This is a genomic window from Streptomyces sp. NPDC006365 (genome assembly GCF_042870755.1).
Taxonomy (GTDB): Bacteria; Actinomycetota; Actinomycetes; order Streptomycetales; family Streptomycetaceae; genus Streptomyces; species Streptomyces xiangluensis.
Genome location: NZ_JBIAHS010000004.1, coordinates 355499 through 379465, shown reverse-complemented (window position 1 = coordinate 379465; position 23967 = coordinate 355499). Strand labels below are relative to the sequence as shown.

General features: G+C 67.1%; 21 protein-coding genes and 1 pseudogene. 12 read left to right on the top strand and 10 right to left on the bottom strand.

Going from position 1 to position 23967, the window contains the following annotated elements; translation table 11 throughout:
* Positions 1 to 2 precede the first annotated feature (2 nt).
* A complete protein-coding gene (locus ACFYO0_RS14950; protein WP_388674974.1) occupies positions 3 to 869 on the top strand; it encodes a GNAT family N-acetyltransferase in 867 nt (288 codons plus the stop codon).
* A gap of 30 nt (positions 870 to 899) precedes the next feature.
* Here ACFYO0_RS14950 and ACFYO0_RS14945 read toward each other — a convergent pair.
* A pseudogene (locus ACFYO0_RS14945) lies at positions 900 to 1192 on the bottom strand (MFS transporter); the annotation flags it as partial.
* A 67-nt stretch (positions 1193 to 1259) separates the two neighbouring features.
* Between ACFYO0_RS14945 and ACFYO0_RS14940 the strand changes: the two are divergent.
* A complete protein-coding gene (locus tag ACFYO0_RS14940) occupies positions 1260 to 1712 on the top strand; it encodes a GNAT family N-acetyltransferase (protein WP_388674971.1) in 453 nt (150 codons plus the stop codon).
* 117 nt (positions 1713 to 1829) lie between these two features.
* Here ACFYO0_RS14940 and ACFYO0_RS14935 read toward each other — a convergent pair whose 3' ends face one another.
* Complete coding sequence (locus tag ACFYO0_RS14935) at positions 1830 to 3221, bottom strand: serine hydrolase domain-containing protein (RefSeq protein ID WP_388674969.1); 1392 nt, start codon at positions 3219 to 3221, stop codon at positions 1830 to 1832.
* Between the two features lie 405 nt (positions 3222 to 3626).
* Here ACFYO0_RS14935 and ACFYO0_RS14930 point away from each other — a divergent pair, with 405 nt between their 5' ends.
* Positions 3627 to 4304, top strand: a complete 678-nt coding sequence (locus ACFYO0_RS14930) for a hypothetical protein (protein ID WP_388674967.1) — start codon at positions 3627 to 3629, stop codon at positions 4302 to 4304.
* 267 nt (positions 4305 to 4571) lie between these two features.
* The gene (locus ACFYO0_RS14925) at positions 4572 to 5135 is read left to right on the top strand and encodes a dihydrofolate reductase family protein (protein ID WP_388674964.1); all 564 of its coding nucleotides are present in this window, start codon (positions 4572 to 4574) and stop codon (positions 5133 to 5135) included.
* 296 nt (positions 5136 to 5431) lie between these two features.
* On the opposite strand, the gene dnaB is transcribed toward ACFYO0_RS14925, so the two are convergent.
* Positions 5432 to 6904, bottom strand: a complete 1473-nt coding sequence (gene dnaB, locus ACFYO0_RS14920; protein WP_388674962.1) for a replicative DNA helicase — start codon at positions 6902 to 6904, stop codon at positions 5432 to 5434.
* Between the two features lie 435 nt (positions 6905 to 7339).
* On the opposite strand from dnaB, the gene ACFYO0_RS14915 reads away from it, so the two are divergent.
* Positions 7340 to 8701, top strand: a complete 1362-nt coding sequence (locus ACFYO0_RS14915) for an MATE family efflux transporter (protein WP_388675469.1) — start codon at positions 7340 to 7342, stop codon at positions 8699 to 8701.
* A 242-nt stretch (positions 8702 to 8943) separates the two neighbouring features.
* Here ACFYO0_RS14915 and rplI read toward each other — a convergent pair whose 3' ends face one another.
* The 4 genes from rplI to rpsF form a co-directional block, all read right to left on the bottom strand.
* Positions 8944 to 9390, bottom strand: coding sequence for a 50S ribosomal protein L9 (gene rplI / locus ACFYO0_RS14910; RefSeq protein ID WP_165342781.1), 447 nt, complete (start codon positions 9388 to 9390; stop codon positions 8944 to 8946).
* 18 nt (positions 9391 to 9408) lie between these two features.
* Positions 9409 to 9645: a 30S ribosomal protein S18 gene (gene rpsR / locus ACFYO0_RS14905; protein ID WP_003949403.1), complete on the bottom strand. Its 237-nt coding sequence runs from the start codon at positions 9643 to 9645 to the stop codon at positions 9409 to 9411.
* Between the two features lie 45 nt (positions 9646 to 9690).
* Entirely contained in the window at positions 9691 to 10287 is a 597-nt protein-coding gene (locus ACFYO0_RS14900; RefSeq protein ID WP_388674959.1) for a single-stranded DNA-binding protein, read from the bottom strand.
* A gap of 74 nt (positions 10288 to 10361) precedes the next feature.
* Positions 10362 to 10652, bottom strand: coding sequence for a 30S ribosomal protein S6 (gene rpsF, locus ACFYO0_RS14895; protein ID WP_033321285.1), 291 nt, complete (start codon positions 10650 to 10652; stop codon positions 10362 to 10364).
* 275 nt (positions 10653 to 10927) lie between these two features.
* Here rpsF and ACFYO0_RS14890 point away from each other — a divergent pair, with 275 nt between their 5' ends.
* The 3 genes from ACFYO0_RS14890 to ACFYO0_RS14880 all read left to right on the top strand — a co-directional run bounded on the left by ACFYO0_RS14890 (position 10928) and on the right by ACFYO0_RS14880 (position 13670).
* Positions 10928 to 11242 (top strand): hypothetical protein, encoded by a 315-nt coding sequence (locus ACFYO0_RS14890; RefSeq protein ID WP_388674956.1) that lies wholly within the window; start codon positions 10928 to 10930, stop codon positions 11240 to 11242.
* A 209-nt stretch (positions 11243 to 11451) separates the two neighbouring features.
* On the top strand, positions 11452 to 12573 hold the full coding sequence (gene femX / locus ACFYO0_RS14885) for a peptidoglycan bridge formation glycyltransferase FemX (RefSeq protein ID WP_388674954.1): 1122 nt from the start codon (positions 11452 to 11454) through the stop codon (positions 12571 to 12573).
* Between the two features lie 65 nt (positions 12574 to 12638).
* Positions 12639 to 13670: an alanine racemase gene (locus ACFYO0_RS14880; RefSeq protein WP_388674951.1), complete on the top strand. Its 1032-nt coding sequence runs from the start codon at positions 12639 to 12641 to the stop codon at positions 13668 to 13670.
* A 77-nt stretch (positions 13671 to 13747) separates the two neighbouring features.
* Here the strand turns inward: ACFYO0_RS14880 and ACFYO0_RS14875 are convergent, their stop codons facing one another.
* Complete coding sequence (locus ACFYO0_RS14875; RefSeq protein ID WP_388675466.1) at positions 13748 to 15262, bottom strand: glycosyltransferase family 87 protein; 1515 nt, start codon at positions 15260 to 15262, stop codon at positions 13748 to 13750.
* A 174-nt stretch (positions 15263 to 15436) separates the two neighbouring features.
* Positions 15437 to 18163 (bottom strand): transglycosylase domain-containing protein, encoded by a 2727-nt coding sequence (locus tag ACFYO0_RS14870; protein WP_388674949.1) that lies wholly within the window; start codon positions 18161 to 18163, stop codon positions 15437 to 15439.
* A gap of 375 nt (positions 18164 to 18538) precedes the next feature.
* Here ACFYO0_RS14870 and ACFYO0_RS14865 point away from each other — a divergent pair, with 375 nt between their 5' ends.
* From ACFYO0_RS14865 to ACFYO0_RS14850, 4 genes are all read left to right on the top strand, one after another.
* On the top strand, positions 18539 to 19222 hold the full coding sequence (locus tag ACFYO0_RS14865; RefSeq protein WP_388674946.1) for a PadR family transcriptional regulator: 684 nt from the start codon (positions 18539 to 18541) through the stop codon (positions 19220 to 19222).
* Between the two features lie 44 nt (positions 19223 to 19266).
* Positions 19267 to 20349, top strand: coding sequence for an inositol-3-phosphate synthase (locus ACFYO0_RS14860; protein ID WP_388674943.1), 1083 nt, complete (start codon positions 19267 to 19269; stop codon positions 20347 to 20349).
* Positions 20350 to 20426: 77 nt separating this feature from the next.
* On the top strand, positions 20427 to 21707 hold the full coding sequence (locus ACFYO0_RS14855) for an MFS transporter (RefSeq protein ID WP_388674941.1): 1281 nt from the start codon (positions 20427 to 20429) through the stop codon (positions 21705 to 21707).
* Between the two features lie 100 nt (positions 21708 to 21807).
* Positions 21808 to 22302, top strand: coding sequence for a hypothetical protein (locus ACFYO0_RS14850; RefSeq protein WP_388674939.1), 495 nt, complete (start codon positions 21808 to 21810; stop codon positions 22300 to 22302).
* Positions 22303 to 22416: 114 nt separating this feature from the next.
* On the opposite strand, the gene ACFYO0_RS14845 is transcribed toward ACFYO0_RS14850, so the two are convergent.
* A complete protein-coding gene (locus tag ACFYO0_RS14845) occupies positions 22417 to 23883 on the bottom strand; it encodes a CCA tRNA nucleotidyltransferase (RefSeq protein WP_388674937.1) in 1467 nt (488 codons plus the stop codon).
* Between the last annotated feature and the right edge of the window lie 84 nt (positions 23884 to 23967).

Below are 23967 nucleotides of genomic sequence, written 5' to 3'. Positions count from 1 at the left end.
GCGTGCCGACTCCTTCCCTCGCCGCCCTGCCCATCCGCCGTCTGACGCCTCGTGACCTCGCCGCATGCGCCGACCTGTCCGAGAACCGGGGCTGGCCCCGTGAGGAGCACAAGTGGGGTCTGCTATTGGCGGCGGGCAGAGGCTATGGGATCGACGACCCGGACGGCGGTCTCATCAGCGCCTGCGTCGTGACCTCGTACGGACCACAGGAGCGCCCCGGTCTGGCCGCGATCGGCATGGTGCTGGTCGCCGCACGACACGCACGGCAAGGCGTCGGCCGCCGTCTGATGCGGCATGTCGTCGCGGCACTCGACACCACCCCGCTGACCCTGCACGCGACGCCGTACGGCCGCCCTCTCTATGAGGAGTTGGGCTTGAAGACCACGGGCCGGGTCGAGATGGTCCGCGGGCACTTCACGCCCGGCGGACCGGAGCCGGAGGCCACCACGCGTGCGGCGACGGCCGAGGATCTTCCCGCGATCCTCCGGCTCGACCAGGAGGTCTTCGGCACTGACCGCACTCACGTGATCACGCGACTGCCGGCTTTCGCCGACCAACTGCGCGTCGCAGAGGAGGCCGGGCGGATCACCGGGTACGCGGCCGCCTGGCCCAATATGGACAACCAAGTCGTGGGCCCGCTGATCGCCCAGGACACGGAGACTGCTAAGGAGCTCATCGCCTCGCTGGCCGCCCATACCACCGACGCACTGCGCACCGATATCGACGTACGGCACGAGGAACTGCTGACCTGGGTCAAGGCCCGTGGCCTTGCCTCTGCCGGCTTCAACGCGGTCATGACGTACGGCATCCCGGAACTCCCGGGCGACTGGACGCGCCGGTTCGCTCCGCTGACGGTGGCGGCGGGCTGAGGCCTCTGTCGGAGGCACCTCAGCCGCGGATCAGTGGTGGACGGCGGTCTGCTGTCCGGCGGGCTCCGCGGCTGCCACGACGAGGCTCGAGCGTCGGCACGGCGCTCCATAGCGGCCGAACCTATGGCGAGCAGGAGGGCCGCGGCGGCCAGAGCGGCGCCGACCCAGTTGAGGCGGTGTGTAGCCCAGGCCGCCCGCGATGACGAGGCCTCCCAGCCAGGCGGACAGGGCGTTGCCGAGGTTGAGGGCTCCGATGTTCACTGCCGAGGTCAGCATGGGGCGCCGTGTGCCTGGTCGAGGACCCGCTTCTGCAGCGGCGGTACGTACATTCACACCCGTGCCCGCCCAAGACGCGCCATCGCCTTTGACGAGCCCGAATAGGCTGCCGCCATGGGAGACCTTGAGATACGACCCGCTGTCGAGGACGACGTCCCGGTCATCGTCGCCATGCTCGCCGATGATCCGTTGGGCGCCCAGCGCGAGTCACCGGACGACCTGTCCCCGTACCTGGCCGCGCTGGATCGCCTGAACGGTGACCCGAACCAGCACTTGGTCGTCGGCGTACGCGGAGGCCGTGTCGTCGGCACCCTCCAACTCACGATCATTCCCGGCCTGTCCCGCAAGGGAGCGACCCGCTCAATCATCGAAGGCGTACGCGTTCACGCCGATGAGCGCGGCAGCGGCCTGGGTTCCCGGCTCATCGAATGGGCCGTCGACCAATCCCGGTGCGAGGGATGCCAGTTGGTCCAGCTGACCTCCGACGCCACCCGCATCGACGCCCACCGGTTCTACGAACGGCTCGGGTTCACGCCCTCCCACGTGGGGTTCAAGCTTCCTCTCTGAGGCGGTGTATGCATCCCGCTGAGGCGTCGTGTTTCACGTGAAACACGACGCCTCCCGTCGCACGGAACGCTCTTGCTGAAAAGGAGCCCTGTCGCGCCCGGCGCCGCTCGTCCGACGCTACGGCCACCGAATCCCGCGCCACCCCTCCGGATCCACCCCGCCCGGCACCGGCGCCCCCTCGTCGTACGGCTGCCGCGTGAAGACGAACGACCCCAGGTCCAGATGACTCACCGCCCCGTCGGGGCGCCGTACGGCCCGCAAGAGCTCACCCGCGTAGTAGCCGTCGAGGCCCGTCCATGTCCCATCGCCATTGGGCCGGAAGCGCGAGCGACGGCCATCGCCGGACAGGGGTCCTAGCGAGACGCCTCCCTCGGCGGTGAGACGCAGCGCGGAGGCCTGTGTGCCCCAGTACCAGGGCCCCGCCAACTCCAGTACGGATGCGTCGACTTCAGACAACGGGCGCCACGGCTCGGGGACCCGGGGTTCAGCCTCGGCGACGATGCGTACGAGGTCCGCGGCAACCGTCATCACCAGCGGGCCTGAGGTGCAGTTGGCGAGCACGACGGAGGCCAGATCGTCCTCGACGCTGATCACAAGACCGGCGAGGAAACCTGGCAGGGACCCCGAATGCCCGACAAGGATCCGCCCTCCCCGGTGCTGAATCTGCATGCCGAGGCCATACGCCGTACCTGCCGCCACCTCCGCGGCCTCGGGCGGCGCCGCGGGCGTACGCATCTCCAGCACCGACCGCGCACTCAGCACCCGGTCGTCCCCCTCGGCCAGGAACCCTGCGAAGCGCGCCAGATCGCCTGTGGTCGACCAGAGCTGACCGGCCGGCGCCATCCGGCCCAGATCCTCTGCGGGCTCCGGCAGCATCACATCCGCCCAGGGGTGCACGGCCCAGCCGCCCGCGTGCGGTTCCTGTGGACGACTGCTCGTGCGGTGCAACCCCAGAGGTTCGAGGACCTCACGCCGCAGAACCTCCTCCCAGGGGGCGCCCTTCAGCTCCTCCACCAACGCGCCCAGCAACGTGTAACCGAGGTTCGAGTAATGGTGCCGCCGCCCCACGGGGTGCCGGTACGGCTGCTCGCCCAGCACGTCGGCGAGCTCCGGGCGCAGCGCCCCCGGCGTGCGCTCCCACCAGGGCGAGGGCGACTCTGCCGCCAACCCGCCCGTGTGCGCGAGCAGTTCGGCGATCGTCGACTCCCCCGCTCCGGTGTCCGGCAGATGCTTCTCCAGCGGATCGCCGAGGTCCAGCACTCCCTCGTCCCGCAACCGAAGCACCAGCACCGCCGTGAACGTCTTGGTGATCGACCCGATCCGGTACTGCACATTCTCGTCCGGCCCGTGCCCGTCCACTGAGGTACGCGCCCCGTGCCACACCGCCTCCCCGCCCCGTACGACCACCGCCGCCATCGACGGCGCCCGTCCCTCGGCCTGAGCGGTGGCAATACGGTGCAGCAGGGCCCGACGCGTACCGGGCAGCAGCTCTTCCTGAGGTGTCGTCATGGGCCCAGTCCACCTGACCGGCCGCCCGGCGTCGAGCGCCGACAGGAGCACGGCCGCGTTTACCGCAAGTAGGGGGCGGACACCAGGTCAAGCATGCCTGCCCTGGCGTGTAGAGTCTCGCGGTTCGTGCCCTAAGGCGGCACTGTGACCTGCGGAAACCATGCGCTGTCTCACGCCGTGTCGTAGTCGGTCTGTCTCACGGTCGTATCCGAATCCTCGAAGTGGCTACGGGGATCAAGCAGCTGATCTGCGGATGGGGAAGGGCCTCCCGGTGCGTGGCCGCGGGACTGAACCTGTCACTCGAACTGGCAGCTGACCCTGCCGCAGGGCGGGGCTATCCGTTGGGTGGCGGGTGGGACAGACTGGGCCGGCCTGGGCCTGCGACTACCACTTGGAGCACGTCGGATGAGCAGCAACGTACTGACCATGTACGGCGGGCCGAGACGAGTCGACGGCCAGGGTCAGGTGAAGGTGGCGGACATGGTCAGCTTCTCCGACGGGTCGGGGCCGACGCCGTCGGCCGTGTACGTGGAGCGCGAACTGCCGCCGGGAGGCACGTCCGCGTACCTTGCGGCCCGGGGCGGCGGGGCCCGTTCCTTCACCCTGTGGGCCGACGATCAACGCCGGGAGCGGGTGGCCACCGTGGTGACCCTGTCGGCCGGCGGCGTCGCGAGGTTTCAGGTGCTCGGCGCGCACGGCGAGGTCATCGGCACGCTCATGCGCGAGAAGGCGCTCCGCGGCAGGGGCCTGCGCACCCGCTGGACCGTGCACCAGCCCGGCGGCTCCGAAGCGGTCGGCTTCAAGGGGAGGATCGTATGGTGGTGGATGTGGTGGCTCTTGCTGCCCCTGATGGCGGTGGTCCTCGTGATCAGCGTCTTCGACAGCGTCCCTGGCAACGAGGGCGGCTTCGCACGCGCACCCCGGCGCATCCGGTGGCGCGCGAACGGGCAGGTCTCGCTGGAGTTCAGGTCCAAGGGCGACAAACTTCACGTACACGCACCCGGTGTGGACTGGCGGCTCGGGGCCGCGCTGATCGCCCTCCTGCGCAGCTTCAACGCCGGCGCGTGGGACTCGGTGAAGTAATGCCCCGGGGACGACGCTCCGGCGCGGTGCGTGCTGAGGCGGCAGAAGTTGGTGTTCCGGGGCCGCGCACCGCAGAACTGGGCCTCATGTCTGATCAGCGGCCAGCCCAACGCCCGGCGCCAAGGCCCTTGCCCGGTCCGCCTGGCGGGTACGGGGAGCTGAGCCACCGAGCACGAGGACTACATGCGAGTTCAGATCGCGCACCGATGAGTTTCCCGCGCCGCGCCGGTCTGTACGCGTGAGACCGACTCACGGAAGGCTGGCGCCATGCGGAAATTGATCTACGGCATGAACCTGACCCTGGACGGCTACATCGCCGCGCCCGGCGACGACATCGGCTGGAGCGTGCCGAGCGACGAGCTGTTCCAGTTCTGGTCCGACCAGTTGCAGGCGACCGACCTGACGCTGTACGGGCGCAAGCTGTGGCAGATGATGAGCTCCTACTGGCCGACCGGCGACCAGCAGCCCAACGCCACCCCGGCGGAGATCGAGTTCGCGCGCCGCTGGCGGGACATGTCGAAGGTGGTGTTCTCCTCGACGATCGACAAGGTCGACTGGAACACCCGCCTGGTCACCGGCGACGCGGTCGCCGAGATCACCCGGCTCAAGGCCGAGGACGGCGGCCCGATGGACATCGGCGGCGCAACGCTCGCCAGGGCGGCCATGCGGGCCGGGCTCATTGACGAGTACGTGCTGGCCACCGCGCCGGTCCTGGTGGGCGGCGGCACGCCGTTCTTCACCGCGCTGGACAGCTGGGTGAACCTGAACCTGGTGGAGACGCGGACGTTTCCCTGCGGCGTGATCCTGACCAGGTACGAGACGAGGCGCTGAGCGCCCGTCACGCGACTCGACCACCTGCCGGGTCCACGCAAACGTGAACGCCACCACTGGGGTGGAAAGCCGGCAGTGCGGCTTCACATCCACCACTACCGGACCCTGCTCAGTGGTCAAGATGTAATCCGGGATGTGCTTCAGGCACTGACGGGCGGAGCGGGCCGGAACCCTGCCATCCGAAAGGGTGAGAACCCCGACCAGCGAGTCTCACGATGACGGCATAAGTGCCGCCGATGTGCCATCGGAGATGAGACTGTGCCGCGAAATCTGAGACCCTGCACCAACAGTGTGGGTCAGGCCTGCATATCCACAAAGCGCGAGTAGTGGCCCTGGAAGGCGACCGTGATCGTCGCCGTTGGACCGTTACGGTGCTTGCCCACGATGATGTCCGCCTCACCCGCGCGCGGAGACTCCTTCTCGTACGCGTCCTCGCGGTGCAGCAGGATCACCATATCCGCGTCCTGCTCGATCGACCCGGATTCACGCAGGTCGGAGACCATGGGCTTCTTGTCCGTACGCTGCTCGGGGCCACGGTTCAGCTGCGACAGCGCGATGACCGGAAGCTCCAACTCCTTGGCCAGAAGCTTCAGGTTCCGCGACATGTCGGAGACCTCCTGCTGTCGGCTCTCGGCCCGCTTGGAACCGCCCGACTGCATCAGCTGCAGATAGTCGATGACCACCAGCTTCAGGTCGCTGCGCTGCTTGAGTCGACGGCACTTGGCACGGATTTCCATCATGGACAGGTTCGGGGAGTCGTCGATGTAGAGGGGAGCAGCCGAAACATCCGGCATCCGGCGCGCGAGCCGGGTCCAGTCCTCGTCGGTCATCGTGCCCGAACGCATGTGATGCAGAGCCACACGCGCTTCCGCGGACAGCAGACGCATCGCGATCTCGTTGCGGCCCATTTCGAGCGAGAAGATGACACTCGGCATGTTGTGCTTGATCGAGCAGGTCCGCGCGAAGTCCAGCGCCAGCGTGGACTTACCCATGGCAGGACGCGCCGCGATGATGATCATCTGCCCCGGGTGCAGACCATTTGTGAGCTGGTCGAGATCGGTGAAGCCGGTCGGCACACCGGTCATCTCCCCCGAGCGCGAACCGATCGCCTCGATCTCGTCGAGCGCACCTTCCATGATGTCGCCGAGCGGCAGATAGTCCTCCGTGGTGCGCTGCTCGGTGACCGCGTAGATCTCGGCCTGGGCGCTGTTGACGATCTCGTCGACGTCACCGTCGGCCGCGTACCCCATCTGTGTGATGCGCGTACCGGCTTCCACCAGGCGACGCAGCACAGCACGCTCATGAACGATCTCTGCGTAGTACTCGGCGTTCGCCGCCGTCGGCACCGTCTGAACGAGGCCGTGCAGATACGACACGCCGCCGACCTTGGTGATCTCGCCGCGCTTGGTGAGCTCGGCGGCGATCGTGATCGGGTCGGCCGGCTCCCCCTTCGCGTAGAGGTCGAGGATCGCGCTGTAGATGGTCTCGTGCGCCGGCCGGTAGAAGTCGTGTCCCTTGAGCAACTCGACGACATCGGCAATGGCGTCCTTGGACAGCAGCATGCCGCCGAGGACGGACTGCTCGGCGTCCAGATCCTGCGGCGGCACACGCTCGAAGGACGAACCTCCGCCGTCCCAGACTCCGTTGTCCCGTCCGCGATCGTGTTGCTCGTCGCGAACCCTGCCACCGTCACGGCGACGGGAGGCGGGCAGACGATCACTGGGACCGCTGTCGGCCCACGGGTCGTCCAAGGGCTCGGAAATACTCACCGAGCCACCTCCTCCCGTCCGCCGAGCGGACCTAGCCGTGCCTCATCTTTCTACGGCACGGCACTGACAAATGAGAGGCCCAACTCCGGTTCTCGCGCGTCGGTTTTGCGAGGTTTCCGAGTCCGAAAGAGGAGCGGGGCGCCGGACCACGTTAGGCCTGCGGGCACCGTCAGCCAATCTGGTTATCCACAGGCCATGTGGACGACCGCCTTGATGCTGTGGAGAACCTCGCAAAACCTGTGCACGACTCGGTGGACAGGCCTGTGAACAAGCCCGCGCCCCGATTTCCACACCTATCCTGACCTGCATATATCCCGTCCACCGGCTGTGCAGAAGAAAAACTTCCACAGTAGAACCAAGATCGTTACGAAGACCCCGCAACGACGCTTTCCACAGAAGGAGAAGTAAGGACCACGTGATTGTTGCGCCACTTACCTGTGGAAGATTAGATTGATGCGCATGACACAGGCTTCCGCGGCACCCAAGGCCGCCCGGCGTCGGCACGACCGAGAGATCGTCGCGCTAGCCGTTCCGGCCTTCGGCGCACTCGTCGTCGAGCCTCTCTTCCTCCTGGCCGACAGCGCCATCATCGGCCATCTCGGCACTCCGCAACTCGCCGGTCTCGGTGTCGCCTCCGCCCTCCTCACCACAGCCGTCAGCATCTTCGTATTCCTGGCGTATGCCACCACAGCCGCCGTCGCGCGCCGCGTCGGCGCGGGCGATCTGCAAGCCGCGATCCGGCAGGGTATGGACGGCATCTGGCTCGCGCTCCTGCTGGGGGCAGCCATCATCGCTGTCGTCATACCGACGGCCCCCGCCCTGGTGGGACTCTTCGGCGCCTCGGACACCGCCGCCCCCTACGCCACCACGTATCTACGGATCTCGGCGCTCGGCATTCCTGCGATGCTCGTCGTTCTCGCCGCATCCGGAGTCCTCCGCGGACTGCAGGACACAAAGACACCGCTGTACGTCGCCATCGCGGGCTTCATCGCCAACGGAGCCCTCAACGTCGGCCTCGTCTACGGCGCGGACCTCGGCATCGCCGGCTCTGCCTGGGGCACCGTCATCGCCCAGTGCGGTATGGCCGCGGTGTATCTCGCTGTCGTCGTCCGTGGAGCACGAAAGCACGGCGCCCCGCTGCGGCCGGACGCCGCCGGGATACGCGCCTGTGCCCAGGCCGGAGCGCCTCTGCTGATACGTACGCTCTCGCTGCGGGCCATCCTGATGATCGCCACCGGCGTGGCGGCCCGGCTCGGTGACGCGGACATCGCCGCACACCAGATCATCCTTGGGCTGTGGAGTCTGCTTGCCTTCGCCTTGGACGCGATCGCCATCGCCGGTCAGGCGATCATCGGCCGCTACCTCGGCGCGGGTGACGGCCAAGGCGCCCGCGAGGCCTGTCGCCGCATGATGGAGTGGGGCATCGCGGTCGGCGTCGCACTCGGTGTGCTGGTGATCGTCACCCGGCCGCTCTTCGTCCCGCTCTTCACCAGTGACTCTATGGTCAAGGAGGCGGCACTGCCCGCTCTCATCGTGGTGGCCCTCTCCCAGCCGGTCTGCGGCATCGTCTACGTACTCGACGGCGTCCTGATGGGCGCCGGAGACGGCCCTTACTTGGCACGGGCGATGCTCGTGACGCTCGCCATCTTCACGCCCGCCGCTCTGCTCGTACCTGTTCTCGGCGGCGGCCTGACGGCGCTGTGGGGAGCAATGACCCTGATGATGGCCATACGAATGCTGACCCTGTGGCTGCGCTCCCGCTCGGGTCGCTGGATCGTCACGGGTGCCACGCGCTGAGCAAAGCCGAACCTGCACTGGGTGATGTCGACCGCAACCAAGCTCGCTCTGTTTCACGTGAAACGGCGGACCAACTCGGGGACCGATGCACGCCGTTTCACGTGAAACGTGCCTTCCATGTGTCCCCACCGCCCACATGTTGGCCGCCAAGAGACCCGCTCGGCAGGCGAGGGGGACAAGCGTGTGGGGCCGCGCCCCGAAAGGCACGGCCCCACAATGCACTGCTTCAGCGAGCGCAGCGCTTAGGCGGCGACGACCTCGATGTTGACCTTGGCAGCAACCTCGGGGTGCAGACGCACGGACGTCTCATGGGCGCCCAGCGTCTTGATCGGCGCGCCCAGCTCGATGCGGCGCTTGTCGACCTCAGGGCCACCGGAAGCCTTGATCGCCGAGGCGATGTCGGCGGGGGTGACAGAACCGAAGAGCCGACCGGCGTCGCCCGAGCGTACGGCCAGGCGGACCTTGACGCCCTCGAGGCGGGCCTTGATCTCGTTGGCCTGCTCGATGGTCTGGATCTCATGGATCTTGCGAGCACGACGGATCTGCTCGACGTCCTTCTCGCCGCCCTTGGTCCAGCGGATCGCAAAGTTCCGCGGGATCAGGTAGTTGCGGGCGTAACCGTCCTTGACGTCGACGACGTCGCCCGCGGCGCCGAGGCCGGAGACCTCGTGGGTGAGGATGATCTTCATGTGTCGGTCACCCTTCCCTTATCGCGCGGTGGAGGTGTAGGGCAGCAGCGCCATCTCACGGCTGTTCTTGACGGCCGTGGCGACGTCACGCTGGTGCTGCGTGCAGTTGCCGGTCACGCGGCGGGCACGGATCTTGCCACGGTCGGAAATGAACTTCCGCAGCATGTTCGTGTCCTTGTAGTCCACGTACGTGACCTTGTCCTTGCAGAAAGCGCAGACCTTCTTCTTCGGCTTGCGCACAGGCGGCTTCGCCATGGTGTATCTCCTGTGTGATCAAGAAGTGTGGGTGCGAACCCGCCCTCAGAAGGGGGGCTCGTCCGAGTAGCCGCCGCCGGAGCCGGAGCCGCCGGAGCTTCCGCCCCAGCCGCCACCGCCGCCGCCCTGCTGGCCGCCGCCGGCCGGCGCACCGGTCGCCCAGGGATCGTCGGCTGGAGCGCCGCCGCCCTGCTGCTGACCGCCACCGGGACCTGAGCCCCAGCCGCCGCCCTGCTGGCCGCCGCCACCGCCGCCGTAACCACCCTGGCCGCCTCGGCCGGTGGTCTTGGTGACCTTGGCCGTGGCGCTGCGCAGGCTCGCGCCGACCTCGTCGACGTCGAGTTCGTAGACCGTGCGCTTGACGCCCTCACGGTCCTCGTAGGACCGCTGCTTCAGCCGGCCCTGCACGATGACGCGCATGCCTCGCTGAAGCGACTCGGCGACGTTCTCCGCCGCCTGACGCCAGACCGAGCACGTCAGGAACAGGCTCTCGCCGTCCTTCCATTCATTGGTCTGACGGTCGAAGGTGCGAGGAGTGGACGCGACACGGAACTTCGCGACCGCCGCACCGGAAGGGGTGAAGCGCAGCTCGGGATCGTCGACAAGATTGCCGACGACCGTGATGACGGTCTCGCCTGCCATTGGGAACCTCTCGGCGGGTTTACTGCTGGCTGCTTGCTGCTACTCGATGCCCGAGATCAACTGAGCGGGAGAGCTCAGTGCATCTCGGGGCGGAGGACCTTGGTCCGGAGGACCGACTCGTTCAGGTTCATCTGGCGGTCGAGCTCCTTGACGACCGCAGGCTCGGCCTGCAGGTCGATGACCGAGTAGATACCCTCGGGCTTCTTCTTGATCTCGTACGCGAGACGACGACGGCCCCAGGTGTCGACCTTCTCCACCTTTCCGTTGCCCTCACGGACAACGGAGAGGAAGTTCTCGATCAGCGGGGAGACAGCGCGCTCCTCGAGATCGGGGTCGAGGATGACCATCACCTCGTAGTGACGCATGTGGAACCCACCTCCTTTGGACTCGGCGGCCACGGTCGTTCCGTGGCAGGAGGGTTGTGATGCGTTAGCAACGGTATCGGCCACCACTGACAATCGGGCTCGTCACTCAGTGAACTGAGTGGGAGTCGCGTCATGGCATGGACAGACACCGGTGCAGACGGTACAGACTACCCGGACACCGGCTTCCGGTTGAAATCCGGGGGCGGTGGCCGTCAATCTGTACACATCGGGTGTGTATGGCGCTACGATGCGCCGTTTTCCGCAGGAGGTGCCCTATGGCACAGACAGTGCGCCCCCAAGTCGCCGGATCCCTGTTCGCCACCGATCACAAGCGCCACCCGCTCCAGGACACGCTGCTCGCCGTGACGCTGGTGCTGGGGGCGACGTCCTTCATCACGGCGATGTTCCATCACCTGCATCTGATCAGCTCCTGGACGGGGCTGGTGGGGATTCTCACGGGAGCGGCCGGACAGTTCGTTTCCGTGACGACGCGGGAGCGCTTCGGTCTGATTTTGGGGCTCGGTGCGGCGGGTGTCGGCTTCATGCTCGGCATGGCGCACGGCGGTCTCTTCGGCGGGGTCATCGGCTGAGCGATTCCCCGGCGGACGGGGATGTCGGCCAACGGCCTTCCCACTACCGGCTCGAGGGCCGGACACCCCTTCCGGACCTCCCGGCCGCGCATGCGCCGGGCCCAGGTTCCGTAGGGCCAGACGGGGCGCTCGCAAGGCGCAGTAGGCTTCGGCGCGAGAGCCGGAGCCCCTGTACCCATGGGGACACACCAGCCCGAGGAGCCCCCCATATGAGCCTGACCCTGAGGACCATCAGTCGAGAGCAGCATCTGGCGTACATCCAGAGCCTGCCCGCGGCGAGCCACATGCAGGTGCCGGCCTGGGCAGACGTCAAGGCGGAGTGGCGTGCCGAGAATCTCGGCTGGTTCGACGACAGGACGGGCGACATGGTCGGGGCGGGCCTCGTGCTGTACCGGCAGCTACCCAAGATCAAGCGCTACCTCGCCTATCTGCCCGAGGGCCCGGTCATCAACTGGTTCGCGCCGAATCTGACCGAGTGGCTGGATCCGATGCTCGCGCATCTCAAGCAGCAGGGCGCCTTCTCCGTGAAGATGGGCCCACCGGTCATCATCCGGCGCTGGGAGGCCGCTTCGATCAAGAAGGGCATCCAGGATCCGGACGTGAAGCGGTTGCGCGACATCGAGGCCGACTTCATCGAGCCGCGCGCTTTCGAGGTCGCCGACCGGCTGCGTCGCATGGGCTGGCAGCAGGGCGAGGACGGCGGGGCCGGCTTCGGCGACGTACAACCCCGCTATGTCTTCCAAGTACCGCTGGCCAACCGATCGTTGGAGGACGTCCACAAAGGCTTCAACCAGCTTTGGCGGCGCAACATCAAGAAGGCTGAGAAGGCGGGCGTCGACGTCGTCCAGGGCGGCTACCAGGACCTCGAGGAGTGGCAGCGCCTCTACGAGATCACGGCCGTCCGCGACCACTTCCGGCCCCGCCCGCTCTCGTACTTCCAGCGCATGTGGACGGCCCTCAACAACGAGGACCCCAACCGCATGCGGCTCTACTTCGCCCGGCACAACGGTGTGAACCTGTCCGCCGCGACGATGCTGGTCGTGGGCGGGCATGTCTGGTACTCGTACGGTGCCTCGGACAACATCGGGCGTGAGGTCCGGCCCTCGAACGCGATGCAGTGGCGCATGCTGCGCGACGCCTACGCGCTCGGTGCCACGGTCTATGACCTGCGGGGTATCTCCGACTCGCTGGACGAGACCGACCACCTTTTCGGCCTCATCCAGTTCAAAGTGGGCACGGGCGGGCAAGCCGCCGAATACCTTGGCGAGTGGGACTTCCCGCTCAACAAGCTGCTCCACAAGGCGCTCGACATCTACATGTCCCGCCGCTGACGCATCAGAATTTGCCTTCATACCTCTGATACACCGCTGCCACGAGAAAGGTTCCAGGTCCGGCCATGGCGCTCACGCTCTACGTCGACACCGCACGCTGGCGGGCGCACCACAAGCAGGTGTCCGAGCAGTTCCCCGGACTCGTCCCTGTGTGCAAGGGCAATGGCTACGGCTTCGGCCATGAGCGACTGGCGGACGAGGCCACGCGGCTGGGCTCGGACATCCTGGCCGTCGGCACGACGTACGAGGCCGCCCGGATCAAGGACTGGTTCGGTGGAGACTTGCTGGTGCTGACGCCGTTCCGGCGGGGCGAGGAGCCCGTGCCGTTGCCCGATCGCGTGATCCGCTCCGTGTCGTCGATCGACGGGGTCTACGGCCTCGTGGGCGCCCGTGTCGTCATCGAGGTCATGTCCTCGATGAAGCGGCACGGTGTGAGCGAGCGCGACCTGCCTCAGCTTCACGCCGCCATAGAGAACGTACGGCTGGAGGGCTTCGCGATCCATCTGCCGCTGGACCGCACCGACGGCTCGGACGCCGTCGAGGAGGTCATCGGCTGGATGGACCGGCTGCGTGCGGCCCGGCTGCCGCTGCACACCATGTTCGTCAGCCACCTCAAGGCCGAGGAACTCGCCCGGCTGCAGCAGCAGTTCCCGCAGACCCGCTTCCGCGCCCGCATCGGTACGCGGCTGTGGCTGGGGGACCACGAGGCGACCGAGTACCGCGGAGCCGTCCTGGACGTCACTCCCGTCGCCAAGGGGGACCGCTTCGGCTATCGCCAGCAGAAGGCCGCATCTGACGGCTGGCTGGTGGTCGTGGCGGGCGGTACGTCGCACGGGGTGGGCCTGGAGGCCCCGAAGGCCCTGCACGGCGTCATGCCGCGCGCCAAGGGCGTCGCCCGGGCCGGCCTCGCCACGGTCAACCGAAACCTCTCGCCATTCGTCTGGGGCGGCAAGCAGCGCTGGTTCGCGGAGCCTCCGCACATGCAGGTCTCGATCCTTTTCGTGCCCTCAGACGCCCCGGAACCGAAGGTCGGCGAGGAACTGGTGGCCCATCTGCGGCACACCACCACGCAGTTCGACCGAATCGTCGAGCGCTGACCGCCCGAGCCTCAGCGGAGAGGCCGTACACGGACTCCGTGTACGGCCTTTTGTGTAGCTGTCTACGCCTTGTTCGCTCAGGGCGAACCGGCACCCGCCGACGGGCCCCGGCTGCCCCACTCCACGTGCGGCCCGTCGAAGTGCGCCGCATGCTGCGGCGGATGGGCCGCGGCTCCCAGCACGAAGGCGTCCTCCGCGCCATCGAGTACCCCGCCCGACGGATCGTCGTCCCCGGACCGGCGTACCACGTCCCGTTCCGGCATGAGGATGTCGCGTACGACGACGGCACACAGGTAGAGCGTCCCCAACAGGTGGATGACGATGACGACGTGATAGCCGTCGGTCGGCAGTCCCTTGTGAGCGTCGCCACTGGTCGTGTACGCGAGGTACATCCAGATCCCGAGGAAGTACGCGACCTCGCACGCCTGCCAGATCAGGAAGTCCCGCCACTTGGGGCGGGCCAGCGCGGCGAGGGGGACCAGCCACAGCACGTACTGCGGTGAATAGACCTTGTTGGTGAGGATGAAGGCCGCAACGACCAGAAAGGCGAGTTGGGCGAAGCGCGGCCTGCGCGGGGCAGTCAGCGCGAGTCCCGCTACCCCCAGGCAGGAGAGCAGCATCAGCACCATGGCGAGCGTGTTGACAGTGTCGGTGGTGGGCGGGCTGTCCATGCGATGAGACAGGACGAGCCAGAACGAGCCGAAGTCGACGCCACGCTCCTGGCTGAATGTGTAGAACTTCGACCAGCCCTCTGGGGCGAGCAGCATCACAGGGAGGTTCACGACCAGCCAGGCGCCCGCTGCACCGCGCAGCGCGGTGCCGAACTCCCGCCACCTGCCAGCACGCCAGCACAGCACGAGCAGCGGCCCGAGGAGCAAAAAGGGATAGAGCTTGGCGGCCGTGGCAAGGCCCAGGAGGACGCCGAAGGCGAGCGGGCGGCTCCGCGCCCACATCAGCATCGCGGCGGCCGTCAGGGCGACGGCCAGCAGGTCCCAGTTGACGGTGGCGGTGAGCGCGAAGGCGGGTGCGAGGGCGACCAGCAGACCGTCCCAGGGCCGCCGGCGGTGAGTGCGGGTCACGCAAACGGCGATGACCGCCGCGCACACCATCAGCATCCCGGCGTTGACCATCCAGTAGACGTTTGCCTGGTCCTGGATGCTGCCGCTGCCCGGTGTCAGCCAGGAGGCGACCTCCATGAACACGCCGGTCAGCACCGGGTATTCGAGGTACTCCATATCGCCGCTGAGTTTGTCGAAGTACGGCACGAGACCCTCGGCGAAGCCGCGACCCTGGTAGAGATGCGGGATGTCGGAGTAGCACGCGTGCGTGTACTGCGAGCTGGCCCCGAAGAACCAGGCGCCGTCGTAGCACGGCAGCTTCTGCACCATGCCGAGGGCGAACATGCCGATCGCGACGAGCGCGATGACACGTACAGGGGTCCACCAGGACGTCCCGAGCAGCGCGCGCCGCCCGATGGGGCCACCGATCAGCTCGCTGCCGGTTGCGGCGACCGCGTCCTCCTTGGTCGGCCGTACCGGCTCCGGCTCATGCGAGCTCGCTCGCTTCGTCTCTGCACTGGGCATGCCGACCATCCTGCCGTACATAGCTGAGAGTGTGCTGGGGCGTCCTGTCGCCGTGGCCGTGGCTGGTCGCCTGACTGAAGGCCTTCGCCTCTGAGTACGACAAGGGCCGCCGCACCGTGTCGGTGCGGCGGCCCTTGTTTCACGTGAAACAGCCTGTTTCACCTGCAACACTCACAGTGTGGGCTACCCGGTGCCTCCCCCGAAGAGGCCTCCGTTGTCGTTGCCGCCGTTGTTGCCGGGAGGATCGGACTCCGTCGGTGAAGCACTCCCACCTCCATCGACTCCGCCGTTACCAGCACCACCGTTGCCCTCTCCGCCGTTGTTGTTGCACTCGAAGTCGAAGGCGTCACAGGTGTTGCTCGGCGAGGGCGAGGGACTCGTCGTCGGCTCACTTGGCGTCGGGCTCGGCGTCGGGCTCTCCTCCTCGGGCTCGGGCTCGGGGAGCGAGGGCGTCGGAGTCGGAGTCGGGATGTCGTTGACGACCTTACCGATGGGTTCGGGTGTCGGGAACTCCTCCGCGGGCTTGCCCTTGAGCGCGTCCTCCATGTAGTCGTGCCAGATCTCGGCCGGGAACGAGGCGCCATGGATCTTCTTCTGGCCACCCGTCCCGTACATCTCCAGGAACTTGCGCTTCTTGTTGTTCGCGTCGTCGTCCATGCGATACATGGAGATCGCCGTCGAGAGCTGCGGGGTGTAGCCGACGAACCATGCGGACTTGTTGCCGTCGGTGGTACCGGTCTTGCCCGCCACCTCACGGTCGTCGAGCGCCGCCGCAGTGCCCGTGCCGTCTTCCACGACGGTCTTCAGAACGTCGGTGACGTTGTCGGCGACCTCGGGAGTGAAGGCCGTCCTGGTCTTGGCGACGTCCGCGTGCCTGAAGACGATCCCGTCCGCGTCCTTGATCTCGGTGACCGAATACGGGTCGTTCTGCTTGCCACTGGCCGCGAAGGTGGAGTACGCACCTGCCATGCGGATCGCGCTCGGGTCGGACGTGCCGAGCGAGAAGGACGGATAGTTCGCGCTGGCCAGACTGCCCTCCAGGACGCCAGCGTCCAGCGCTGCCTCCCTGACCTTGTCCAGACCGACGTCCATACCGAGCTGCACGTAGGCGGAGTTCGCCGAGACCCTCATCGCCTCGCGGAGGTCGATCTGGTAGCTCGGCGCGTTGTACGACTCACCGCCGTCGTTCGTCTGCAGCCACTCCCTGCCCTTCTTGTCCTGCCAGACGTTGCCGTCGTAATCCTCGATCTTCAGCTTGTTCTTGCCGCTGTAGAGGCTCTTCGGTGAGACGATCGTCCGCTCGTCCTGCGCCTGGGTCTCGTCACCGTCGGGATTACGCACACCCCATGACATGGCCGACGCCAGCACGAACGGCTTGAACGTCGAACCCACCTGGGCGCCGGTCTGGTCGGCGTTGTTGGTGAAGTGCTTCGTCGCGTCCTCACCGCCGTAGATGGCCTTGATGGCGCCGTCCTCCGGGTCCACGGAGGCCCCGCCGAACTGGACGTACTTGTCCGTCTTGGGACGCTCGTCCGGCTTGATGTTCTCCTTCTGGACCTTCTTCACCGCCTCTTCGAGCTGATTGACCATCTTCTTCTCGAAGGTCGTCTGGATGGTGTAGCCGCCCCGCTGGAGTTTCTCGGCGGTGATCCCGGTCTTGTCGCTGTTGTTCACGATGTACGCCTTGGCGAGGTCGACGAGATAGCCGATCTGGCCACTCAGCGCGGTGTTCAGGCGCGGGTTCTGAGTCTTGGGGAAACCCAGCTTCCTGTACTTGGCGCCTTCCGAGGCCGGCAGATGACCGTCCTTGACCATTTCGCCGAGGATCCAGCTCCATCGCTCCGTGGCCCGCTTGCTGTTGGCCTCTCGAGTGGCGGCAGGGTCGATCGATTCGGAGCCCGCCGGGTCGTAGTACGTGGCTCCCTTGAGCACCGCCGCCAGGAAGGCGCACTCGCTGGCGTTGAGGTCCTCGGCCTCCTTGTTGAAGTACGCACGCGCCGCCGCCTGGATTCCATAAGCGCCGCGTCCGTAGTAGGCGGTGTTCAGGTAGCCGGCCATGATCTCCTGCTTGTCGACCGAGGCGCCGACCTTGATGGAGATGAACAGCTCCTTGAACTTACGCGTGAGCGTCTGCGACTGGTCGCCGAGCCTCGCGTTCTTCACGTACTGCTGGGTGATGGTTGAGCCACCCTGCGTATCGCCGCCCTTGGCCATGTTGAACAGGGCACGGCCGATGCCCATGGGGTCCACGCCCTTGTCGGTCTCGAACGTCTTGTTCTCGGCCGAGATGACGGCGTAGCGCATCTCCTCGGGGATCTGGGCGTAGCCGATGATCTGGCGGTTCGTCTCGCCGCCGGTGGCGACCATCGTGGTGCCGTCGGCCCATTTGTAGACGTTGTTCTGCGCCGTCGCCGCCTCGTCGACTTTCGGGACGCCCACCATGGCGTACGCGATGCCGGCCACGGCCATCATGCTGCCGAGGAAGCCGACAAATGTGCCCGTCACAAGCCTCCATGACGGCACCCATCGCGCGGCGCCGTACTTGCCCGCGCGCGGATAGTCGATGAGGCGCTTCTTGGGCGGCTCCGCGCCGCGGCCCCTGCCACGCCCGGGCCCGTTTGGCCCGCCAGGCCCGCCTCTGCGGCCGCCACCACCGTGGCCGCCACCTCCCGCGCCGTCGGCCGCTCTGCGCCGGCCGCCGCCGCTGGTACTTCTCTGGGCAGCCCTTCGGGCCTCCGCACGGCCACCGTACGGCCGTTCCTCACCCCCCGAGCCATAGGAGGCGGAAGGAGACCCGGTGACGCCTCGCGGTGCCGCGCGGCGACCGGGGGACGAGCCGGTAAGGCCGCGTCGGGCTGCGGCACGTCCGCCGCCTTGCGGCTGCGGCGGTTTACGACGGTGCTCGCTCATCGAACGGTTACTCCTCGGGCAGGCGCACCTTTGCGCGCCTGGAAACGGCGGCTGGTTTCCCGGTCCCCCCGAAGTACGGATGCGGTCGTTCTGTCATTCACCCGTACTGCACCGAGGACGAGGACGCCCCCAAACGTCACTTGGTTCCCGGTGATGTGCATGGCGCACAGACTACGCACCGGCAAAACCCACCGAGGGCCGAAGGTCACCCCAAAACAGGCAACCTGTGTCCCACGAATCGGTGATGTGACGCCGCTCACCATGCCCCCTCTTGTCGCATACGGATGGCCGTTCTATCGTGCTGATGTATCGAGTCGATACATCAGCTCGGCATAACGACCGTCACGGCAAGACTGCTGCAGAGAGGAGGCGACGATGAGCCGGCGTTCCGGGATCCTCGAGTTCGCCGTACTCGGCCTGCTCCGCGAGTCCCCGATGCACGGCTATGAGCTGCGTAAACGGCTCAATACCTCACTGGGCGTGTTCCGTGCCTTCAGCTACGGGACGCTCTACCCCTGCCTCAAGACGCTGGTCACCAACGGCTGGTTGATCGAGGAATCGGGAGGTGCCCGCGATGAAGCAGCTGCCGCTCCACTCGCGGGACGCCGCGCCAAGATCGTCTATCGGTTGACGGCGGAAGGTAAGGAGCACTTCGAGGAACTGCTCTCGCAGACGGGTCCCGACGCGTACGAGGACGAGCACTTCGCCGCTCGTTTCGCCTTCTTCGGGCAGACGTCGCGGGATGTACGTATGCGCGTCCTCGAAGGCCGCCGTAGTCGTCTCGAGGAGCGCCTGGAGAAGATGCGCGCCTCCCTGGCCCGCACCCGGGAGCGCCTCGACGACTACACCCTTGAGCTCCAGCGACACGGGATGGAGTCCGTGGAGCGCGAAGTGCGCTGGCTGAACGAGCTCATCGAGAGCGAGCGGGCCGGACGGGACCAGCGGCGTCCCGCCGCGGACGGCTCCGCTCAGCAGGACAGCACATCTGGAGAGTCGGGCGGCCTGCCCCGGCACGGGGACACCTCCCGGCCGGATCCGTCCGACGACACCGACACGTGAAGTCCGTTCAGGGCTTCACCGAGTACACACAGGGAGCAACCGGAATGGGTTCGGTTCGCGTAGCCATCGTCGGCGTGGGCAACTGCGCCGCCTCGCTGGTCCAGGGCGTCGAGTACTACAAGGACGCCGACCCGGCCGCCAAGGTCCCGGGTCTGATGCACGTCCAGTTCGGCGACTACCACGTCAGTGACATCGAGTTCGTGGCTGCCTTCGACGTCGACTCGAAGAAGGTCGACCTCGACCTCGCGGACGCCATCGGTGCCAGCGAGAACAACACCATCAAGATCTGCGACGTCCCGAACTCCGGTGTGCCCGTGCAGCGCGGCCACACCCTGGACGGGCTCGGCAGGTACTACCGCGAGACCATCGAGGAGTCGGCCGAAGCCCCGGTCGACGTCGTCCAGGTCCTCAAGGACCAGCGGGTCGATGTCCTCGTCTGCTACCTCCCGGTGGGCTCCGAGGACGCGGCGAAGTTCTACGCCCAGTGCGCCATCGACGCCAAGGTCGCCTTCGTCAACGCCCTTCCGGTCTTCATCGCGGGCACCAAGGAGTGGGCGGACAAGTTCACCGAGGCCGGTGTCCCGATCGTCGGTGACGACATCAAGTCGCAGGTCGGCGCAACGATCACGCACCGCGTGATGGCAAAGTTGTTCGAGGACCGGGGTGTGATCCTGGACCGCACGATGCAGCTGAACGTCGGCGGCAACATGGACTTCAAGAACATGCTCGAGCGTGACCGCCTGGAGTCGAAGAAGATCTCCAAGACCCAGGCCGTCACCTCCCAGATCCGCGACCGCGACATGGGTGCGGACAATGTCCACATCGGCCCGTCCGACTACGTGGCCTGGCTGGATGACCGCAAGTGGGCGTACGTCCGTCTCGAGGGCCGCGCCTTCGGTGACGTCCCGCTGAGCCTGGAGTACAAGCTCGAGGTCTGGGACTCCCCGAACTCCGCGGGTGTCATCATCGACGCCCTGCGTGCCGCGAAGATCGCCAAGGACCGCGGCATCGGCGGCCCGATCCTCTCGGCATCGAGCTACTTCATGAAGTCCCCGCCGGTCCAGTACTACGACGACGAGGCCCGCGAGAACGTCGAGAAGTTCATCAGCGGCGAGGTCGAGCGCTAAGAGCTTCGCTCAGAGGGATGTTGAGGGTCTCCGGGTCGTGTGCCCGGGGACCCTCCTCGTATGTGAGGCTGTGCCCCATGGCTGTCGTACGTGACCTGCGCGTACTCCTGCGCTTCCGGAACTTCCGGCGCCTGCTCGCCGTACGGCTGCTGTCCCAGGGCGCCGACGGTGTCTACCAGGTCGCGCTCGCCACGTACGTCGTCTTCTCGCCGGAGCGGCAGACCTCGGCGGCCGCGATCGCCTCGGCGATGGCGGTGCTCCTCCTCCCGTATTCGCTCGTCGGCCCCTTCGCGGGGGTGCTGCTGGACCGCTGGCGACGGCGGCAGGTCTTTCTGTACGGGAACCTCCTGCGGGCGCTGCTGGCCTCTCTGACGGCCGTGCTGATCGTGAGCGGCGTCCCGGACTGGCTCTTCTACGTCTCCGCACTGAGCGTCACCGCGGTCAACCGCTTCGTCCTGGCGGGTCTGTCCGCCGCGCTGCCGCGTGTCGTCGACTCCGAGCGCCTGGTGATGGCCAACTCACTGTCGCCCACGGCCGGGACACTCGCCGCGACCGCGGGCGGCGGCATCGCCTTCGTCGTACGTCTCGTCATCTCGGACTCCGATGCCGCGGTCGTCCTCGTCGGGGCGGCGCTCTATCTGTGCGCGGCGCTCGCCTCGCTGCGTATGGCGCGGGAACTGCTGGGTCCCGGCCAGGAGTTGGTGCAGCCACATCTGAAGGCGGCCCTGGCCGGTACGGCACGTGGCCTGGTGGCCGGCGTCCGCCATCTGGCCGAGCCCGCACGCCGCGAGGCCGCCTGGGCGTTGACCGCGATGACTCTGATGCGGTTCTGTTTCGGCGCCCTGACGGTCATGGTGCTGATGCTCTCTCGGTACGCCTGGTCGTCCGGCTCCGGGGAGGACGGTCTCGCTCTGCTGGGGCTGGCCGTGGGGATCTCCGGGGCGGGCTTCTTCGCGGCGGCGGTGGTGACTCCGACGGCAGCCGGGAAACTCGGACCGGGCGGCTGGATCGTCGTCTGCTCCGGATCCGCCGCAGTCCTGGAACCTGCGCTCGGTCTGCCGTTCGCCCAAGTACCCGTACTGATCTCGGCCTTCGTCCTCGGTCTCACCACCCAGGGCGCGAAGATCGCCACCGACACCGTGGTCCAGTCATCCGTCGACGACGGCTTCCGCGGCCGGATCTTCTCCGTGTACGACGTGCTGTTCAACGTCGCTTTCGTCGGCGCCGCAGGAGTGGCCGCCCTGATGCTGCCCCCTGACGGCCGCTCAGTCCCACTGGTGGTCACGGTGGCCGTTATCTACGCGGCAGTTGCTGCGTCTATGGCCCGCTTTGGGCGGCGTCGAGTGTCACATCAGTGACACAGAGCATCTCTGGAACACTGAGTTGCCAATAGGGGCCGATAGCTTACGTGGGTCTTATTTCGCGCAACGCGCTCCTACGTTCTAGGGGGACCCTCAAGTGACCACTCCGCCGCCGCCCCAGGGGCAGAACCCATACGCTCAGGGGCAGCCGCCTCAGGGCCAGAACCCGTTCGCCCAGGGCCAGACGACACCTCAGGGCCAGCCTCAGTTCCCCGGCCAGCCCGGCTACCCGCAGCAGCCGAACGCGCCGTACGCCCCGGTCCCGCCCCAGCAGCAGAAGCGCGGCTTCAAGTTCTACCTGCGCATCGCGATCGTCGTCGCCGCCCTCATCGCCGCGGGCATCGGCTGGGTGGCGAGCCGAGACGACGCGCAAGCCGCCAAGGTCGGCGACTGCATGAGCATCGGCAACCCGGACAGCACCACCAACCCGGAGCTTGAGGTCGTGGATTGCGGCGACTCCAAGGCCGCGTACAAGGTCGAGCAGAAGAAGACCGACGACTCCGGCTGCGACCGCACCAAGTACGCCGAGTACACCGAGACCGGTGGCAGCAGCGACTTCACGCTCTGCCTGTCGGAGTACTCCGCCAAGTAGAAGCTCATCTGACGCGCGAGGACCGTTGTTTCACGTGAAACAACGGTCCTCGGCGTATCCGGATCCAGTCGGTGCCAGGTCATGTTTCACGTGAAACATCGCCCGTTTCGCGACTCAGCTCTGCGCGGCCCACCACTCCTTGAGTGCCGACACCGCCGCATCGTGCTCCATCGGCCCGTTCTCGAGGCGCAGCTCCAGCAGGAACTTGTACGCCTGGCCGATGGCTGGGCCAGGTCCGACACCGAGGACCTCCATGATCTGATTGCCGTCGAGGTCGGGCCGGATGGCGTCCAGCTCCTCCTGCTCCTGGAGTTGGGCGATGCGCCCCTCCAGGCCGTCGTACGCACGAGAGAGCGCGGCGGCCTTGCGTTTGTTGCGTGTGGTGCAGTCGGAGCGGGTCAGTTTGTGGAGACGGTCGAGAAGCGGGCCCGCGTCCCGCACGTAGCGGCGGACCGCGGAGTCCGTCCACTCACCGGTGCCGTAGCCGTGGAAGCGCAGGTGCAACTCGACCAGTCGCGAGACGTCCTTCACAAGATCATTGGAGTACTTGAGAGCCGTCATGCGCTTCTTGGTCATTTTGGCGCCCACCACCTCGTGATGGTGGAACGAGACTCGACCGTCCTTCTCGAAGCGGCGCGTGCGCGGCTTTCCGATGTCGTGCAGCAGCGCGGCAAGTCGGAGCGTGAGGTCCGGACCGTCCTCCTCCAGCTCGATCGCCTGCTCCAGCACGATGAGCGAGTGGTCGTAGACGTCCTTGTGCCGGTGGTGCTCGTCACGCTCCAGACGCAGCGCGGGCAACTCGGGCAGCACATGCGCGGCGAGTCCGGTGTCGACGAGCAGCGTCAGCCCCTTGCGCGGGTACGCGGAGAGGATCAGCTTATTCAGCTCGTCCCGAACACGCTCGGCGGAGACGATCTCGATGCGCTCAGCCATGGCCTCCATCGCGGCGACGACGTCCGATGCCACCTCGAAGTCGAGCTGCGCGGCGAAGCGGGCCGCCCTCATCATCCGCAGTGGATCGTCGGAGAAGGACGCCTCGGGAGTGCCCGGGGTACGCAGCACGCGCTGCGCCAGGTCCCGCAGCCCGTCGTGCGGATCGATGAACTCCTTCTCCGGCAGCGCCACGGCCATCGCGTTGACCGTGAAGTCGCGGCGCACGAGGTCTTCCTCGATCGAGTCGCCGTACGACACCTCAGGCTTGCGTGAGGTCCGGTCGTACGCCTCCGAGCGGTACGTCGTCACCTCGATGTCGAAGCGCTGAACTGCGTCCCCGACACGGGCGTCCTTCTGCGCCCCTACCGTCCCGAAGGCGATCCCAACCTCCCACACGGCGTCCGCCCAGGGCCGCACGATCTTCAGTACGTCCTCGGGGTGGGCGTCGGTCGTGAAGTCCAGGTCGTTTCCGAGCCTGCCCAGAAGGGCGTCCCGGACCGAGCCACCGACCAGGGCGAGGGAGAATCCGGCCTCCTGGAAACGGCGGGCGAGATCGTCGGCGACGGGGGACACCCGCAGTAGTTCGCTCACCGCGCGGTGCTGCACCTGGCTCAGGGCATTGGGATTGTCTTCGTTGGCGTTCGGCACAACAGAAAAGGGTACGTGGCGCGGGCGACGGCGAGCGCCCCCATTACGCGTGCACAGGTGCTTCCCCCGTACCTGGTGGGGCGC